Consider the following 15836-nt stretch of genomic DNA (forward strand, 5'->3'; position numbering starts at 1 on the left):
GGACAGGCTCCGCGAGCCTCGAAGGATGCTCCAGCCGTCTGAGGGGTGCCGTCGGCCCGGCCATCCCAGCCTTTCGCTGAAGCGCGAGGTGGCGGCCAAGACGTGGATCCCCGGGCCAAGCCCGGGGATGACGTTGTCCCGGGCGGCGCCGTTGTCGACCCTGCCGGAGGCCGCCCGATGATCCTCAATGGCGTCGAGATCCGCGACACTTTCGCGGAGGCCTTCCCGATGGTGGGCACACGGCTCATCGTCACCGCCGACACGCCGGAATGGGCGCTGATCGCCGGGCGGACCACCACCGGCTTTGCCACCTCGGTCATCGGCTGCGGCTGCGAGGCGGGGATCGAGCGCACGCTGGCGCCCGAGGAAACGCCGGACGGCCGGCCGGGTGTTTCCCTGCTGATCTTCGCGATGGATTTCGGCTCGCTGAAGAAAGTGGTGCCGCTGCGCCTCGGCCAGTGCGTGCTCACCTGCCCGACCACCGCCTGCTATGCCGGCATCGAGACCGGCAAGCGGGTGCCGCTGGCCAAGACCATCCGCTACTTCGCCGACGGGCACCAGATTTCCAAGAAGATCGGCGACAAGAGGTTCTGGCGCCTGCCTGTCATGGAAGGCGAGTTCGTCTGCGACGAGGACACCGGCTCGGTCGAGGGCGTCGGCGGCGGCAATTTCCTCATCCTCGCCCGCTCGCGCGGCGAGGCCTTGAGGGCCGCCGAGGCGGCAGTGGCGGCCATGGTGCAGGTACCGGGCATCATCCTGCCTTTCCCCGGCGGGGTGGTGCGCTCGGGCTCCAAGGTCGGCTCGAAATATAAGGGCCTGTTCGCCTCCAGCAACGACGCCTATTGCCCGACACTGCGCGGCACGGTGCCGAGCCAGCTGCCGGACGAGGTCGGCTCGGTGCTGGAGATCGTCATTGACGGGGTGAGCTTCGAGGCGGTGGCGGAAGCGACCCGCGTTGGCATCACGGCGGTCTGCGCCATCGGTGCCGAGGGCGGCGTGGTGGCGATCGACGCCGGCAATTATGGCGGCAATCTCGGGCCGTTCCACTTCAAGTTGCGCGAGATCATGCGGAACGGCGCGGGAGAGACGGCATGACCGGGGTTTCCCTCAAGCCGCGCGCGCCCTTCGAGGCGCGGGTGGACCTTTCCGGCCTGACGCCCGAAGTCACCGGCCCGCTCTCGCTGCGCGAACTGGAGCACCGCGAGGTGCCGTGCGGCGGGCGCAGCGTGAAGCTGGCCGAGCTGTTCTTCCTTGAAGGCGCGCCGGACGGCGTGCTGCTGGTCGAGCTCGGCGATGTCAGGCTCGACGGCGTCGGCGCCGGCATGACCAAGGGCGAGCTGATCGTCGACGGCAATGTCGGCGCCTTCGCCGGGCGGGGCATGAGCGGCGGCATGCTGCGGATTGGCGGCGATGCCGGCGATTTTCTAGGCAGCGAGATGTCCGGCGGGCGGACCGAACTCGCGGGCAATGCCGGTTCGCATGCCGGCGCGGCGGGGTCGGGCTCGCGGCGCGGCCTGTCGGGCGGGGTGCTGCAGATCGGCGGGAATGCCGGCCCGCGCGCGGCCGAGCGCCAGCGTGGCGGCCTCATCACCATTGCCGGCGATGCCGGCGAGGGCCTCGCCACCGGCATGATCGCCGGCACGGTGAGCGTTGGCGGCAGCATCGGGCCGCTGGCCGGGCGCGGCATGAAGCGCGGGACAATCTTCGTCAACGCGGTGCCCGAGCTGCCGGCGGGCTTCATCGACACCGGCACGCATGAGCTGGTGGCGCTGCGCCTCATCGCCCGCCGGGTGCCGGAGCTTGCCGCTATGCTGAGCGGCTGGACCCATGCGCGCCGGATCGTCGGCGACACACTGATAGGCGGGCAGGGCGAAGTGCTGGCGGGAGTCGCCTGAGATGGCGCGTGCACTGCCTCAGAACGCAAGTTAAGGTTGCGGAATAGGCGGTAATATGGTCCTATACCTTCCGATGAATATGGAGGGGGCCATGGACATCGTGCTTACCGACACCGATGCCGATGCACTGGCGCGCACCGCGACAAGCGAGGTCGGGCATTTCGGGCGATACGGGGCCGCGACGCTGCAGGGCGGTGTCACCGCCGTTGTCGACACCATCCTCAACCGTGTCGCCCATGCCGGCTTTCCCGACACGGTGGGAGCCGTGGTCGATGCGCGCTACCAGTTCTCCGCCATTGGCGGGCCGAAGGGCGTGGGAAGCTGGACCCGGCTGCGCCCGGCCGGCCCCGTCATCTCCGGCCTCGTCAAGGCGCATCTGGCGGCCCGGGCCGGCGGCGCGCCCTGCACGGTGAAGGGCGCCGGGCATTTCCTCAACCCGCATTATTCATCGGCCAAGGCTCTGGCGAGCTGGGGCAACCATGTGGTGCACAATGCCGTCGCCGTGTGGGGGCAGGGCAAGGACATCCACTATCATGGCTTCGCCCCGGGCTCGAAGCCTCCGGCGGACTACACGCTGAGCTATATGGGCGGGCATGCCAGCTTCATTGGCGCCGGGACGCCGGTCGGTGCCCCAGCGCCGGTGAATGTCCCCCCGGTCGCCCCGCCGGTTTCGCCGTCGACGCTGGACAGCCTGGCCGAGCGGGGAGAGACACCGCCGACGCGCAGCTTCCGGGTGGAACAGGTCCCTGCGGACGACCCGGCGGGGCTGGAGGCGATGCTGAACCTGATCCGCGCCGAGGGCGGGGAGATCCTTCACATTCTGCCGGCCGACACGCGCATCCTCCTCGTCGCCGATATGCCGGCCGAAGCGGGTCCGGACGAGGTGGACGATGTCGACGCGGACGGCCTTGCCACGCCAATCCCCGCCGGCGCGCCGCCCGTGGCGGCGCCGGGCGAGACGCACCCCTTCGCGCGCTTCCTTCAGGGCAAGGAGGTCGTCCTCACCCATTTCCGGCCGGAGGAGTTCCTTGTCCTTGGCGGGCAGAATGCGTCGGGCGCCTGCGCCGGCAGGAACCACGCGCCGCCGCCCGATTTGTGGGCGAACATCATCCCCACCGCGCGGGTTCTGGACGCGCTGCGTCAACGGCTCGATGCGCCCATCCGCATCGTCAGCGCCTATCGCGCGCCGGACTACAACCAGTGCCTCCCCGGCGCGGCGAGCGCCAGCTATCACATGCAGTTCCGCGCCGTCGATTTCGTCTGCAGCGACGAGCGCGGCCCGGTGCACTGGGCCCGGGAACTGCGCGCCATGCGCAATGAGGGCCTGTTCGCCGGCGGCATCGGCGTCTACCCCACCTTCGTGCATGTCGATACGCGCGGCCAGAACCGGCATTTTGGCCCCTGGGCCGACCGGGTGTTCTGACCACCTGGCACGCGATGGCGCCCGAGAGGCTGGCGCATGCCGGATCGTCGGCGACACGCGAATGCGCGGGCAGGGTGGATGTGCTGGCGGGGGCTCGTCATCCCGGACGGCCCAGAGGGCCGATCCGGGATCGCGTTTCCTGACCGATGGCGATCCCGGCTCTGGCTGCGCTCGGCCGGGATGACCTTGCTCCGCTTTAAAGCAACGTGCCGCGCAGGATTACCAGCGCCACGGAGAAGTAGATCACCAGGCCGGTCACGTCGACGAAGGTGGCGACAAACGGCGCCGAGGCGCTGGCCGGGTCGAAGCCGAGACGGCGCAGCACGAAGGGCAGCATCGAGCCGATCAGCGAGCCGAAGGTGACGATGGCGATCAGCGTCGCGCCGATGGTCGCGGCTACCAGCATCCAGTACTCGCCATAATCGTGGAAGCCGGCGAGCTGCCAGATGGTGATGCGGGTGACGCCCAGCGCGGCGAGGATCGACCCCAGGGCAAGGCCGGAGGGCAGCTCGCGCAGGGCGACGCGCCACCAATCCTTCAGCTGGATTTCGCCCAGCGCCAGGGCGCGGATGATGAGCGAGGTCGCCTGCGAGCCGGAATTGCCGCCCGAGCTCATGATCAGCGGGATGAACAAGGTGAGCACGATGGCGCGCTCCAGCTCGTCCTCGAAATGCTGCATGGCGTTGGCGGTGAGCATTTCGCCGAGGAACAGGATGGAGAGCCAGCCGCCGCGCTTCTTCAACATGTTGAAGAAGCCGATCTCCATATAGGGCTCGTCCAGCGCTTCCATGCCGCCGAATTTCTGCGCGTCCTCGGTGCCTTCCTCGATGATGGCGTCAATCATGTCGTCGACGGTGACGATGCCGAGCACCTGCTCGTTCTCATCCACCACCGGAACCGCCAGCAGATCGTATTTCGAGATCAGCTTGGCCACTTCCTCGCGGTCCATCAGCGGGTCGGTGGTGATGGGGTCGTGCCGGGGCGCCACGTCGAGGATCGGCTGCTCGGGCTCGCCGGTGATGAGACGGCGCAGCGTCACCGCCTTCAGCAGCTTGTGCGAGACCGGATCGAGCACATAGATCGCGTAGATCGTCTCGCGCGTGCGCTCGATTTCGCGGATGTGGCGCAGCGTCTCGCCCACCGTCCAGGACGAGGGCACGGTGACGAATTCGGTGGTCATCAGGCTGCCGGCGCTGTGCTCGGGCCAGGCGAGCAGGCGGCCCAATTCGGCCTGCGTCTCATGCGGCAGGCGGGCGAACAGATGCGAGCGGGCGGGCTCGTCCATCCAGCGGAAGAGGTCCGCCGCGCGGTCGGCCGACATGTCGGAGATGAGGCGCACCGCCTCCTCGACCGGCAGCGCTTCGATAAGCTCGCTGGTGAGGTCGACATCGGGGCCGTCGAGCACCTCCAGCTGCTGCTCGCGCGGCAGGCTGGCGAGCAGAGCGGAGGCGGTCCTCGGCTCGTGCTCGTCAAGCGCTTCGGCAATGTCGGCGGGGTGCTCTTCAGCGAGCTCGGCCGCGAGGGCTGCGGTGTCCACGACGATGTCGTCGCGGCGGTCTTCCGTCCGGTCGTCCATTTCGGCTCTCTTTCCGCTGTCCCGCCTTTAGCCGGCGGGCGCGGAGAGCCGAAGCCGGGTCAGACCCGGAGCCGGTTCACAGCGCCAGCCGCCATGGGCCGGGCAATCGACTGGTACTGTCGCTGGGCATGTCTAAGGTATTCCAGTGGCGGCGCGGTGACACGCGGCGGGCGGGGGAATGAACCTGCGAGCGGGTAAAGTCAAGGCGGACCATTGCCGCCGCAGTGCCCCTCGTGTCCCGGACGCCTGCAGCGCCAGCGGAAGGCGATCCGGGACCCAGCGGATGAGTCTTCGGCGATGTGTCCCATAAGGTCGCCTGCGGCGAATTCCCTCCTGGGCCCCGGATCGGCGCCGCGCGGGCGCGGCTTGTCCGGGGAAAGGGAGCGCTAATGGTCACTCGGTTCGCGCAGGCGCGCATAGACCTGGCCGAGACGCACGGGATCGAGCGTGCCGGTGCGGCCGCCCTCGCACAGCGCGCCGCGAAAGCCGAGATAGTCCGCCCCCACGCCGACCAGCGCCGGGATGTCCTCCAGCCGCAGCGAGCCGGCGAGCCCGGTGATGAGCCCGTGCCGGCGCGCCTCGGCGACAAACTGGCCGAGGGTCAGCGGATCGAGATGCTCGGTCAGCGCGCCGGCCTTCTTGTCGGCGGTGTCGATCATCACCCCGGCGAAGCCGGCGCGGCCGAGCGCGGCGAGAACGGTGAAATCAGGCGCCTCGTCGGCGAACAGCACGCCGATCAGCCGCGTGCGGCTGGCGAGCGGAGCCAGCGCCTCGATACACTCATTGGTGTGCTGGGAGGCGGAAAGGCCGATCTTGACCAAGGGCACGCCGGTGCGGGCGACGCGCTCGGCGGCGGCGCGGACCAGCGCCGGCACCATCGGCTGGTCGCCGATCGTGGCGCTCAGCGCCGGCCGGCCGGCCTCGCCCAGTTGCTCGCCCCAGGCGTTCCACAGCATGAAGGCGGCGGCCAGCGCGTCAGTGCTCCAGGCGCCCAGCGCTCCGAAGGCCGGCTGCTTGAGATCGACGATATCGGCGCCGCCGGCCCGCGCCAGCTCCATCTCGTGCAGATCGGTGACACTGGCGAGCAGGCCGGGCGCGGCCATGCTCATGACGCCCGCCGGCTGCGGTGCTCGGCCACGGCGTCCAGCACCCAGCCCCAGGCTTCCAGTTCCTCCGGCCCTGCGGTTTTTTCCACCGCGATGGCGAGATAGGCCATTTCCTGATCGACCTTCTCATCCGGCAGCAGGCCGAGCCGGCTGACCAGCACAGCGGCTTCCAGCACCGCCGCCTTGGCGCGGTTCATGCCGTCGAAGCGGGTATGGCCTTCGGAATGATAGGTCTTGCAGAAGAACTTCGGGCGCTGCGGGTCGTCCTCGGCGCGCTCCACCGTCACCTCATCATGCGAGAGCGCGTCGGCAAGGCGCGGGCAATCGATAAAGGTCGCCTTCTTCACATCGACATTGTAGCGACGTCCCACCACGCAGCTGGCGAAGATGCGGACATCATCGGTGAAATTGACCACGGCGATGCGGGTGGCGGCGAGGTTTTCCAGCGTGCGCGAGGGCCGGAAGGGCTGCAGTACATAGCCGCCCTCGATCACCGTCGCGCCCATGGGGGCGATGTGCGGCTCGCCTTCGAGCGAACGGGTGGTGACGATGGCTTCACGGATCACGGCGTCTCTCCGGCTTTCGCCCTGGCTTCTGTCTTGGCAGCGGATTTGGCCTGCAAGGTCGTGCCGGCCTCCTTGAATGTCAAACGGTGGGCTTCCTCGGGGCTGCCGGCGATCTCGCCCGCCGCGCCCCATTTCAGCCCCTCATCCTGCGCGTAGCGCTTGCCGAGCTTATAGGCGATCTCGGCGCGGGCGGCTTCCACCCCGAGATAGAAGGCATGGGCGCCATCGGCCTCGACGCCCAGATGGGGAAACAGCGCGAAGGGCTCGGAAGCCACATGGTGGCCGTCGCGATTGTAGATGTGGATGCCGGCCTCGCTGACATCGATGCGGAAATTGCGGTCGCGCACCTCGGCCGCCAGTCGGGCGATGTCATCCGGCGATGCGGCATAGGGCTTGCGGTCGCGAAGCGCCATCAGCCCGCCGCCAAAGCCCTGCGGCAGCGCGCCGGCCTGGCGGGCGGCGAAATATTCGCGCCGCGCCCGGTCGAATTCGCGCACCGCCGTGCGGCAATGCGGGCTCACCTGCACCGCCAGCACGGCCTTTATGTGCAGCTCGGAAATCATGCCCATGAGCAGGGCGTTGATGCCTGTGGTGTCCGCATCCGTCAGCTCGGTGACATTGCCGATGCCCATCAGGATCGGAATGTCGGGGTAACGTCGGCGAAGCTCGGCATAGCGCACCACGGAGGCGGTGTAGCCGTAATGGATCGGGTCGAGGATCGGGTCGGCATAGAAGCGCTGGCCGGAAGCGAGGCAGGCGTCCACCGCGCGGCAGAGCGAGTCGAGGTCGCCCTGCGTCGCCGGCACGAGGATCGGCACCGCCGGGCCTTCCTTCGCCACGTCGAGCGTGGTCTCGTTGAGGCTGAGCAGATAGTCGGCGCCGGCGCGGGTGGCGCGGGTCAGCTCCTCAAGGCTGAACGAATCGACGCTCACCTTCAGCCCCGCCTCGTGCAGCGCGGCGATCGCCTCTTCCAGATGCGGGAAGGGCGTGTCCGGCAGGCAGCCGAGGTCGATCACGTCGGCGCCCTCGCCCTTGAGGAAGAGGGCGCGGGCGAGGAGGGCGTCGATATCGAGCACGGTGGCGTCGACGATCTCGGCGAAGATGGTGACGTCGTGCCGCGAGAGGTCGGTGGCGCGGCGCTTCTGGCCGAAATAGTCCGGCAGGTCCGCCACCTCGTCCGGGCCACGGGCGAAGGGCACGCCGAAGAAGCGCTCCAGCCGGTCGAGGTCGCCGCGGAAACGGCCGGGCATCAGCACCCGGTCGGTGCCCTCCGGCAGCTTCAGCCGGCGCTCGACGATCTCGGCCGTCATCAGCGCCGCCACCTTCACCCCGACATTGACCACGACCGGATCGAGACTCGCATCGCTGATTTCGCCGGCGATCCGGGTCAGGCGCGGCTCGGCCAGCGAGCCGGTGATGAGGGCGACCCGCTCCGGCTTGGTCGAGGCAGGGGGCTCGTCCGCCATCTCAGGAGGCGGCCTTTTCCGCGAGGTGCAGCCGGCGCGCGGCGATGGCGGCTTCAAGATCGCCGATCGATTCGACCACCACCGTGTCGTCGAATTCCTTCAGCTTGGCGGTGTTCTCCAGATCGATCCGGCGCGGATAGACCGAGACCGGCCCCTTGGGCGCCATGGTGATCATCTCAGGCGCGGTGTCGCAGGCGAAGACGATGGCGTGGACGCGGCACTTGCCGGCCTGGGCGAAGCAGTTGGTCACCAGCGTGTCGGAAATGCCGAACACCGCCTTCGCCACCGTGTTGGAGGAGGCCGGGGAAACCACCAGCGTGTGGTACAGCCCCTCATAGAAGCGGCCGACCGGGGCGGAGCTCGCCGTCGTCTCCTTGAAGATGCGGGTGTCCTTGGGCAGGTCCTGCTTGTACATGCGCAGCACCTCGTCCGCCGCCTTGGAGACGAACAGGTCCACCGCGTCGAGCGACTTTATCAGCGCGATGGATTCGGTGAAGAAATGGCCCGAGCCGGTGAGCGCCCAGGCCCAGCGAGGATAGGCTCCCTTACTCGCGCTCATGCGGCGATCTCCCCTTGGGTCGGTGCGGCCAGGAAGGCCTCCGCCGTTGTCACGCCGACAGGGCAGGCGAGGCGGGCGGCGAAGGCGGGAAAGAGCGGATCGACGAGCCCCTCCGCCGCCCAGTCGGCGGGCGTGCTGCCGACGGGCGCGGGGGTGGATTTGACCAGCGTGAGGCGAAGCGCGCCGGTCTTTTCCGCCAGCCAGGCGGCGAGGCTGTCCGAGGTGAGGTCCCAGCTTTCCGGCAGGTCGGTGGCCGCCAGCGCCATGCGGGCGGGCAGCCACAGCGCGGCGCGGCCCTGCGCCTGCGCCTCCTCCATCGCGGCGGACGAATCGGCGAGGGCGAGGCCGAGCGACTGGGAATTGCGGCAAAGGTCGGCGAAGGCGTGCGCGGTCTGCTCCATGGCGAGGATCGCCATGCGGTGGCAGGCGGCATCGCTCAATGACAGCACCGGCTGCAGCGCCCGCACGGCATCGGCCAGCGGGCCGCCGCCGGCGACCAGCAGCAGCGGCGCGCCGCGCCGCGCCAGCGCCGCCAGCAGATCGCGCAGGCGGGGATGTCCGATAAGGCTGCCGCCGAGCTTGATGATCTCGGGACGGAAAGGCTGAAGGTCTGGCATCGCTCTCTACGCCAAGGGACGGGCCGCGCGATGGTCGCAATACCAGCAAAAGGCCGGCGCGTCCAAAGCGCCAGCCGACAGAAAAAAGGCCCGAGGGGGTGCCTCGGGCCTTTAAGAGTTGACGATCAATCAGACGGCTTCCCGCCTGTAGAAGTGCATTTCAAGATGCGCCTCAGTGCCCGGATTGTCGAGCCTTGATTCGTATCTCACGCGTGCTTTACCGGCCACAGGCAAGAGCGTGCAGCGCGATACCGCTTGTCGTCGCGACATTGAGCGAATCGAAGCCGCCGCTCATGGGGATTCGCACGGTGCGGGTGCGGGCGAGGATGGAATCGGGCAGGCCCGGCCCCTCGGCGCCGAGCAGAAGGGCGGTGCGGCGGGCGGGCTTCACCTCGCCCAGCGTGGATGCGCCGGCCGGGCTCAGCGCCAGCAGCTCGAAATCGGCGGCGGCCAGCAGGTCCAGCAGCGCCGGCGCCGACCCCTCGCGGGCGAAGGGCACGATGAGGCTGCCGCCGACCGAGACGCGGATCGCCTTGCGGTAGAGCGGATCGCAGGAGGCGAAGTCGAACAGTGCCGCATCGGCGCCGAAGGCGGCGGCGTTGCGCATGATGCCGCCGACATTGTCGTGATTGGCGATGCCGAGCGGCACCACCACCAGCGCCGCCTCCGGCAGGCCGGCCACCAGTTCCGCCATCGAGGGCAGGGCGCCGCGCAGCCCGACGCCGAGCAGGCCGCGATGGATGTGAAAGCCGGTGATGCCATCGAGAATGGTCTGGCTGGCGGTGTAGATCGGCAGGTCCGCGGGCGCCTGCGCCAGCAGCGGACCGAGCGCCTCGACCCGGCTTTCCGCCAGCAGCAGCGATTCCAGCGCGAAGCGGTTGCGCGGGGAGAGCGCCACATCCAGCACCGTGCGCCCCTCGACAATGAAGCGCCCGCCGCGCCCAACGAGGTCACGCTCCTTGATGACGCGATAGGCGTCGATGCGCGGGTCGTCGGAGGAGCTGAGGGGGATGAGCATCATGACGGCACCCTGATCTGTCCCTCATCCCCGGGCTTGACCCGGGGACCCAGGTTTCCATTGGCTCACGGCGGCAAGGCTGGGTCCCCGGGTCAAGCCCGGGGATGAGGGCGGTTCAAGATCGGATGATGGACCTAAGCCGCGTCTCGAAGCACGCAGGCCGCGCCCTCGCGCGGCCACGCCCACTCACCCGCCGGCTTCCTCGCGCATCATTTCCAGCTTCAGCCACTCTTCCTCGGCCTTGGCCAGTTCCGCCTGCGCCTTGGTCAGCTCGGCGGTGGCCTTCTGGAAGCCGGCGGGGTCGCGGGTGTAGAAATTGGGCGTGTGCAGCGTGTTGTTGATGCGCTTGATGTCGGATTCCAGCTGCGCGATGCGCTTGGGCAGCTGCTCCAGCGCGTGCTTCTCCTTGAAGGAGAATTTGCGCTTGGACGCGGCCGGAGCGGGCGCGGTGGGGCCGGCTTTGGCATTGCCCGCCTTGCCGCTCGCCGCCTTGGGCGCCGCCGCCGCGCGCATCTTCACGCCATGGCCGCGCTGGGCCACCATGTCGGAATAGCCGCCGGCATAGACTTCCCAATTGCCGTCGCCCTCATAGGCGATGGTGGCGGTGACGGTGCGGTCGAGGAAGTCGCGGTCATGGCTCACCAGCAGCACCGTGCCGGCATAGTCGTCGATCATCTCTTCCAGCAGGTCGAGCGTCTCAAGGTCGAGGTCGTTGGTCGGCTCGTCCAGCACCATGAGGTTGGAGGCCTGCGCCAGCGCGCAGGCCAGCAAGAGCCGCCCGCGCTCGCCGCCGGACAGGCGCGAGACGGCGGTGCCGGCCTGTTCCGGGGTGAACAGGAAGTCCTTCATATAGCCGATGACATGGCGCGGATTGCCGCCGACGAACACCTGGTCGCCGCGCCCGTCGGTCAGCGTCTCGCGCACCGAGCGGTTGGGGTCGAGCGCGGCGCGGCGCTGGTCCAGCGTCGCCATCTCGATATTGGTGCCCATCTTGGCCTTGCCGGTGTCCGGGGCCAGTTCGCCGGTCAGCATCTTCAGCAGCGTGGTCTTGCCGGCGCCGTTGGGCCCGACAATGCCGATGCGGTCGCCGCGCTGGATGCGGATGGTGAGGTCGCGCACGATGACGCGCTCGCCATAGGTCTTGGAAATGTGCTCGGCTTCCATCACCAGCTTGCCGGAGACTTCCGCCTCGGTGGCCGCCATGGTGACGCTGCCCAGTGCGCCGCGATGGTCGCGGAACTGGGCGCGCAGGGCGGCCAGCTCGCCGACGCGGCGGACGTTTCGCTTGCGCCGCGCGGTGACGCCGTAGCGCATCCAGTGCTCTTCCGCGACGATCTTGCGGGCGAGCTTCTGCTGGTCGCGCTCTTCCTCTTCCAGCACCTGGTCGCGCCATTCCTCGAAGAAGGCGAAGCCGCGTTCCATGCGCTTGGTGCGGCCGCGGTCGAGCCAGACGGTGGCGCGGGTGAGGTCCTGCAGGAAGCGGCGGTCATGGCTGATCAGCACGAGGGCCGAGCGCAGCGAGGCGATCTCGGCCTCCAGCCATTCGATGGCGGGCAGATCGAGATGGTTGGTCGGCTCGTCGAGCAGCAGAATGTCCGGCTCGGGGGCCAGCACGCGGGCCAGCGCCGCCCGGCGCGCCTCGCCGCCGGAAAGGTTGGCCGGGTTTTCCATGCCGGTGAGGCCGAGTTCGCTCAGCAGATATTGCGCGCGGTATTCCTGGTCGCCCGGGCCCATGCCGGCCTCGACATAGGCCAGCGTGGTGGCGAAGCCCGTGAGGTCGGGCTCCTGCGGCAGATAGCGCACCGTCGCGCCGGGCTGCACGAAGCGCGCCCCGCTATCGGCGGAGACGAGGCCGGCGGCGATCTTGAGCAAGGTCGACTTGCCCGAGCCGTTGCGGCCGACAAGGCCGACGCGCTCGCCGGCGGAAACGGAAAGCTCCGCCCCCTCCAGCAGCGGCGTGCCGCCAAAGGTGAGCTTGGTATCTTGAAGCAGAAGAAGAGGAGGGGCCATGGCGCGGGGATAGGGGGAAAGACGCGCCGGGGCAAGGGGGCGCGGCGGGGCAACAATGGAGCCATGTCCGCGATGAGCGGCGCGCCCGGCGGGCGCGCGGCCTCCTTGCCATTGCCGGGCGATGATGTACATAAATCATGTACAGGTTTCAGGAGGCAGGCTCATGAGCGCAAGGATCGTCCCGGCCGCGCAGTTCAAGGCCGAATGCCTGCGCCTGATCGACGAGATGAACGAGACCGGCGAGCCGGTCACGATTACCCGCCGAGGCAAGCCGGTGGCGGTGCTGAGCCCGGTCCCGGCCGCGCCGGCGCGCTCGTTGATCGGCGCCTCTCGCGGGGTCGTCACCCGCTATGACGAGCCGTTCGAGCCGGCGGCGGATGCGGGCGACTGGGCCGCCCTTTCGTGATCGTTCTCGACACCCATGTGCTGATCTGGGCGCTGGACGACGACGCGCGTCTCGGCGGGCAGGCGCGCGCCGTCCTCGCGCGGGCCAGCGAGGCCGGCGGCGTGTTCGTTTCCGCCATCACGCCGTGGGAGATCGCGCTTCTCGTGCACAAAGGCCGGCTGGCGCTGGCCGACGACGTCGGCGCCTGGCTGGAGAGCGTTCTGGCCCTGCCGGCGCTGCGGCTGGCGGCGCTGGAGCCGGCCATCGCCGTCGACAGCGTGCGCCTGCCCGGCACGCTGCATGCCGACCCGGCGGACCGGATCATCATCGCGACGGCGCGGCATCTGGGCTCACCCCTGCTTACCGCCGACCGCGCCATTCTCAACTATGGTGACGCCGGCCACGTCCGTGTCATCGACGCCTCCCGCTAGTTTCAGGATCGCTCATGTCCGCCCTCTCCCCCCTGCTCGCCACCCTCGCCCAGCGCATCGGCGCCGGCCATGTGCTGACCGACCCGGCCGACATGGCGCCCTATCTGCACGAGGAGCGCGGGCTTTACCGGGGCGAGGCACCCGCCGTGCTGCGGCCGGGCTCGACCGAGGAGGTGGCGTTCATCGTCGAGGCCTGCGCGCAGGCGGGGGTGGCGCTGGTGCCCCAGGGGGGTAATACCGGGCTGGTGGGCGGGCAGGTGCCATTCGGGCAGATGCTGCTCTCGCTGGCCCGGCTCGACCGCATCCGCGCCGTCGATCCCGTCGACATGACCATGACGGTGGAGGCCGGCTGCATTCTCGACAAGGTGCATGCGGCGGCGGAGGAGGCGGGCTGCCTGTTCCCCCTGCACATCGCCTCGCAGGGCTCCTGCCGCATCGGCGGCAACCTGTCCTCGAACGCCGGCGGCACCGCCGTGCTGCGCTATGGCAATGCGCGCGAACTGGCGCTGGGGCTGGAAGTGGTGCTGGCCGACGGGCGGGTGTGGAACGGGCTGAAGCGGCTGCGCAAGAACAATGCGGGCTATGACCTCAAGCAGCTTTTCCTCGGCAGCGAGGGCACGCTCGGCATCATCACCGCCGCCGTGCTGAAGCTGTTTCCCCGGCCCGCCCAGCGCGCCACCGCCTTCCTCGCCGTGCCCGACCCCACCGCCGCCCTCGCTCTGCTCAAGCGCCTGCGCGGCGAGGCGGGCGACGCGCTGACCACCTTCGAGCTGATGGCCGCCTTCGGGGTCGAGACGGTGCTCAAGCACATGCCGGGCACGGTGCGCCCGCTGGCCGACGGTTATGAGTGGTATGTGCTGGCGGAACTCTCCTCGCCCACCCGCGCCTTCGACCTCGGCGCGCTGCTGGAGGAGGGGCTTGGCGCCGCGATGGAGGCGGGGGAGGTGCTCGACGCTGTCATTGCCACCAGCGAGGCGCAGGCGGCGAACCTTTGGCGGCTGCGCGAAGACATGTCGGAGGCGCAGAAGCACGAGGGCGGCTCGATCAAGCACGACGTCTCGGTGCCGGTCTCGCGGGTGCCGGAATTCCTCGACCGGGCGCTGCCCGCCTGCCTGGCGGCGCTGCCGGGGCTGCGGCCGTGCCCCTTCGGCCATGTCGGCGACGGCAATATCCATTTCAACCTCAGCCAGCCGGTCGGCATGGACAAGGCCGCCTTCCTCGCCCTGTGGGAAAGGTTCAACAGGATCGTGCATGACATCGTGACCGAGATGGATGGCTCCATCGCCGCCGAGCATGGCATCGGCCTCTTGAAGCGCGAGGAACTGGCCCATTACGCTGATCCCGTCGCGCTCGACCTGATGCAGCGGGTCAAGGCGGCGCTTGATCCTGCGGAGACGCTCAATCCCGGCAAGGTGATCGGTGTTCGGATGGGATGAATGCTTAGTCTGGAATGATGTTAAATTGTATATTCCTGCTTTATCCTTTGTTTTGAAGAGTTCTACATTTGCGCTCTCGAACGTTTTAGTGTTGTCGACCGCGTCGTTGCGGGTTTATGGAAGCCGGGACTGAGGACGCCCCGGCCGATATCTCCGCCTTCGGGTTGGAGCGCGGGGGAAACCGGAGCTTCGGGAAACCGCCATGCCGACGACACGCAACACCCTCGCCCAGCGCCCGGCGCTGAACCTCCTGCTGGCGCTGGCGCTGCTGGTTGCCAGCCCCGTGGCGGCGTGGGCGCAGGTGCAGCAACCGGCGCCGGCCCTCTCCACCCCCACGGCTCCCGCACCCGCCGGTCCCGCGCAGGCCGCTCCCGCGCAGGCGAGCCCCGCGCCTTCGGCGACGCCGCCGGCGTTCGATCCGTTGGTGCCGCCGGCTCCCGGCATGGCGGCCCCGGCGATGGGCGAACCCGTGCATCCCCCGGCCGGCGAGGCTGCGCCTGCTGCGGCCCCCTTTGCCGCTCCTCCTGCCGGCGACCCCGCCGCTGACCCCTCGGCCACCGCGCCCGCCACCGGCGAGGCCCCGGCGGACCCGGCGGCAGCCGGCCTGCCGCTCGACCAAGCCGAGGACCCCTCCATCGCCGCGCAGCTCCCCCATGACCTGTCCCCCTGGGGCATGTTCATGGCGGCGGACTGGGTGGTGAAGGCTGTCATGATCGGCCTCGCCTTTGCCTCCGTGGTGACGTGGACGGTGTGGCTGGCCAAGACGCTGGAACTCGCCTTCGCCAAGCGCCGGCTGCGGCGGGCGCTGAAGGGCTATCTCGCCAGCGCGACGCTGGACGAAGCGCGCCGCGTCGACCCGCGCGGGCCGGCCGGCGCCATGCTGGCGACCACCGATCTCGAACTCCAGCGTTCCGGGCCGCTGCCGGCCGACGGCATCAAGGAGCGTGTGTCGATCTCGCTCTCGCGCATCGAGGTGGCGGCGGGGCGGGCGATCACGCGCGGCACCGGCCTGCTCGCCACCATCGGCGCCACCGCGCCCTTCGTCGGCCTGTTCGGCACGGTGTGGGGCATCATGAACTCGTTCATCGGCATCTCGAAGGCGCAGACCACCAATCTGGCCGTGGTGGCGCCTGGCATCGCCGAGGCGCTGCTGGCCACCGCCATCGGCCTGGTCGCCGCCATTCCGGCTGTGGTGATCTACAACCACTTCTCGCGCCAGGTGTCGGGCTATCGCGTGCTGATGGGCGATGCCTCGGCCGAAGTGCTGCGGCTGCTCTCGCGCGATCTCGACCGGCGCGATGCCGGCCGCGCCGCCCCGCCGCGCGTGCGGGCAGCGGCGGAGTAAGCC

The 15836-nt window shown here is 69.4% G+C and carries 15 protein-coding genes; 7 read left to right on the forward strand and 8 right to left on the reverse strand.

Annotated elements, in window-relative coordinates:
• Window positions 1-177 precede the first annotated feature (177 nt).
• The 3 genes from fhcD to A3M1_RS0115615 all read left to right on the forward strand — a co-directional run bounded on the left by fhcD (window position 178) and on the right by A3M1_RS0115615 (window position 3318).
• On the forward strand, window positions 178-1095 hold the full coding sequence (gene fhcD, locus A3M1_RS0115605; protein ID WP_018389923.1) for a formylmethanofuran--tetrahydromethanopterin N-formyltransferase: 918 nt from the start codon (window positions 178-180) through the stop codon (window positions 1093-1095).
• A complete protein-coding gene (locus A3M1_RS0115610; protein WP_018389924.1) occupies window positions 1092-1895 on the forward strand; it encodes a formylmethanofuran dehydrogenase subunit C in 804 nt (267 codons plus the stop codon). The genes fhcD and A3M1_RS0115610 overlap by 4 nt, the downstream gene beginning before the upstream one ends.
• Window positions 1896-1986: 91 nt before the next feature.
• Window positions 1987-3318, forward strand: a complete 1332-nt coding sequence (locus tag A3M1_RS0115615) for a D-Ala-D-Ala carboxypeptidase family metallohydrolase (protein WP_018389925.1) — start codon at window positions 1987-1989, stop codon at window positions 3316-3318.
• Window positions 3319-3514: 196 nt separating this feature from the next.
• Here the strand turns inward: A3M1_RS0115615 and mgtE are convergent, their stop codons facing one another.
• From mgtE to A3M1_RS0115655, 8 genes are all read right to left on the reverse strand, one after another.
• Window positions 3515-4894, reverse strand: coding sequence for a magnesium transporter (gene mgtE / locus A3M1_RS0115620; protein WP_018389926.1), 1380 nt, complete (start codon window positions 4892-4894; stop codon window positions 3515-3517).
• A 386-nt stretch (window positions 4895-5280) separates the two neighbouring features.
• A complete protein-coding gene (locus tag A3M1_RS0115625) occupies window positions 5281-6003 on the reverse strand; it encodes a (5-formylfuran-3-yl)methyl phosphate synthase (RefSeq protein WP_018389927.1) in 723 nt (240 codons plus the stop codon).
• Window positions 6000-6566: a DUF447 domain-containing protein gene (locus tag A3M1_RS0115630; protein WP_018389928.1), complete on the reverse strand. Its 567-nt coding sequence runs from the start codon at window positions 6564-6566 to the stop codon at window positions 6000-6002. The genes A3M1_RS0115625 and A3M1_RS0115630 overlap by 4 nt, the downstream gene beginning before the upstream one ends.
• Window positions 6563-8032, reverse strand: coding sequence for a DUF6513 domain-containing protein (locus A3M1_RS0115635; RefSeq protein ID WP_018389929.1), 1470 nt, complete (start codon window positions 8030-8032; stop codon window positions 6563-6565). Before A3M1_RS0115635 ends, A3M1_RS0115630 begins: the two co-directional genes overlap by 4 nt.
• 1 nt (window position 8033) lies before the next feature.
• The gene (locus A3M1_RS0115640; RefSeq protein ID WP_018389930.1) at window positions 8034-8591 is read right to left on the reverse strand and encodes a flavoprotein; all 558 of its coding nucleotides are present in this window, start codon (window positions 8589-8591) and stop codon (window positions 8034-8036) included.
• Complete coding sequence (locus tag A3M1_RS0115645; RefSeq protein WP_018389931.1) at window positions 8588-9208, reverse strand: hypothetical protein; 621 nt, start codon at window positions 9206-9208, stop codon at window positions 8588-8590. Before A3M1_RS0115645 ends, A3M1_RS0115640 begins: the two co-directional genes overlap by 4 nt.
• Window positions 9209-9425: 217 nt before the next feature.
• Window positions 9426-10229: an RNA methyltransferase gene (locus tag A3M1_RS0115650; RefSeq protein WP_018389932.1), complete on the reverse strand. Its 804-nt coding sequence runs from the start codon at window positions 10227-10229 to the stop codon at window positions 9426-9428.
• A 183-nt stretch (window positions 10230-10412) separates the two neighbouring features.
• Entirely contained in the window at window positions 10413-12236 is a 1824-nt protein-coding gene (locus tag A3M1_RS0115655; protein ID WP_026221340.1) for an ABC-F family ATP-binding cassette domain-containing protein, read from the reverse strand.
• 163 nt (window positions 12237-12399) lie between these two features.
• Here A3M1_RS0115655 and A3M1_RS0115660 point away from each other — a divergent pair, with 163 nt between their 5' ends.
• The 4 genes from A3M1_RS0115660 (at window position 12400) to exbB (ending at window position 15833) form a co-directional block, all read left to right on the forward strand.
• Complete coding sequence (locus A3M1_RS0115660; protein WP_018389934.1) at window positions 12400-12642, forward strand: type II toxin-antitoxin system Phd/YefM family antitoxin; 243 nt, start codon at window positions 12400-12402, stop codon at window positions 12640-12642.
• Window positions 12639-13052, forward strand: a complete 414-nt coding sequence (locus tag A3M1_RS0115665; protein WP_018389935.1) for a type II toxin-antitoxin system VapC family toxin — start codon at window positions 12639-12641, stop codon at window positions 13050-13052. Before A3M1_RS0115660 ends, A3M1_RS0115665 begins: the two co-directional genes overlap by 4 nt.
• A 14-nt stretch (window positions 13053-13066) precedes the next feature.
• Window positions 13067-14488: an FAD-binding oxidoreductase gene (locus tag A3M1_RS0115670; RefSeq protein ID WP_018389936.1), complete on the forward strand. Its 1422-nt coding sequence runs from the start codon at window positions 13067-13069 to the stop codon at window positions 14486-14488.
• 202 nt (window positions 14489-14690) lie between these two features.
• Window positions 14691-15833: a tonB-system energizer ExbB gene (gene exbB, locus A3M1_RS0115675; RefSeq protein WP_018389937.1), complete on the forward strand. Its 1143-nt coding sequence runs from the start codon at window positions 14691-14693 to the stop codon at window positions 15831-15833.
• Window positions 15834-15836: the final 3 nt, after the last annotated feature.

This window comes from Ancylobacter sp. FA202 (assembly GCF_000380205.1).
Taxonomy (GTDB): domain Bacteria; phylum Pseudomonadota; class Alphaproteobacteria; order Rhizobiales; family Xanthobacteraceae; genus Ancylobacter.